The following is a 1,305-nucleotide window of genomic DNA, read 5'->3' as shown; positions in this document are numbered from 1 at the left end:
TGTCTCGTACCGGGTCTGATGGAGGCTCTCATCGCACGGGAGGATGAGAGTCATGGCAGCACCGAGGAAGTACCCGGACGAGCTCCGGGAGCGGGCGATCCGGATGGCGGTGGACGCCCGCAAGGATCCGGCGACGAGGTCGGGGGCGATCGCGAGGGTCGGTGGCCAGCTCGGCATCAACGCTGAGACGTTGCGGAACTGGGTGACCCAGGCCGAGATCGACGGCCGCACCCGTCCGGGGACGACGACCGAAGAAGGCCGGCGGATCGCTGAGCTCGAGCGGGAGAACCGTGAGCTGCGGCGGGCGAACGACATCTTGAAGACGGCATCGGCGTTTTTCGCCCAGGCGGAGCTCGACCGCCGGTTGAAGTAGTCGTCGAGTACATCGACGCGCACAAGGGGCGTTTCGGGGTCGAGCCGATCTGCAGGACGTTGCAGGTCGCCCCGAGCACCTACTACGCCGCCAAGACCCGCCCACCGTCCGCGCGGTCGGTGACCGACACGGCGACCACCGAGGTGATCAAGGCCGTGCACGAGGACAACTACGGGGTCTACGGGTCCCGGAAGGTCCACGCCGAGATGGTGCGCCGCGGCCACGCCGTGGCCCGGTGCACCGTGGAGCGGTTGATGGCCGCGGCGGGGCTGCGGGGCCTGTCGCGGGCGAAGGGCCCACGCACGACCGTGCCCGGGACGGGCCCGGACACCCGCCCGGACCTGGTGCAGCGCAGGTTCGAGGCGACGGCACCGGACCAGCTGTGGGTCGCTGACATCACCTACTGCCGGACCTTCGCCGGGTGGGTGTACGCCGCGTTCGTCGTCGACGTGTTCTCCCGCCGGGTGGTCGGGTGGCAGCTGTCGACGTCGCTGCGCACCGACCTGGCCCTGGACGCCCTGGAGATGGGGCTATGGACCCGGCGCAAGGAAGGAGCCGACCTCAGCGGCCTGGTCCACCATTCCGACAAGGGCGTGCAGTACCTCGCGGTGCGCTACACCCAGCGGCTCGCCGAGGCCGGGGCGGTCGCTTCCGTGGGGTCGACCGGTGATTCTTACGACAATGCTCTCGCGGAGGCGTTCAACTCGTTGTTCAAGGCTGAGCTGGTCCGCAACAAGGGCCCGTGGAAGAACGTCGACGACCTCGAGATCGCGACCGCGGAGTACGTCGACTGGTTCAACCACCGGCGCCTGCACGGCGAGCTCGGCCACGTCCCACCGGCCGAGTACGAGGCCGACCACCACCAGCACCACCCCGCTCCGGCTACCATCAGAGCGTCACTTCAGAGCCTCCACTGAACCCGGGGCGAGACA

Annotated in this window: 1 protein-coding gene and 1 other annotated feature; the gene reads left to right on the top strand. The window is 69.1% G+C overall.

Annotation, left to right across the window (positions count from 1 at the left end):
* Positions 1-52 precede the first annotated feature (52 nt).
* Positions 53-1,290, top strand: a protein-coding gene (locus Q0848_RS18880; RefSeq protein WP_299040376.1) for an IS3 family transposase whose coding sequence is annotated in 2 segments (ribosomal slippage) — positions 53-341 and positions 341-1,290 — 1,239 coding nt in all. Because the reading frame shifts where the segments join, the coding sequence is not laid out codon by codon here.
* Positions 331-447: a sequence feature (AL1L pseudoknot), on the top strand. (Overlaps the previous gene by 117 nt.)
* Positions 1,291-1,305: the final 15 nt, after the last annotated feature.

Origin of the sequence: uncultured Pseudokineococcus sp. (assembly GCF_947495735.1) — a bacterium.
In the GTDB taxonomy this organism is placed as follows: domain Bacteria; phylum Actinomycetota; class Actinomycetes; order Actinomycetales; family Quadrisphaeraceae; genus Pseudokineococcus.
This window is presented reverse-complemented; position numbering and strand designations above follow the sequence as displayed.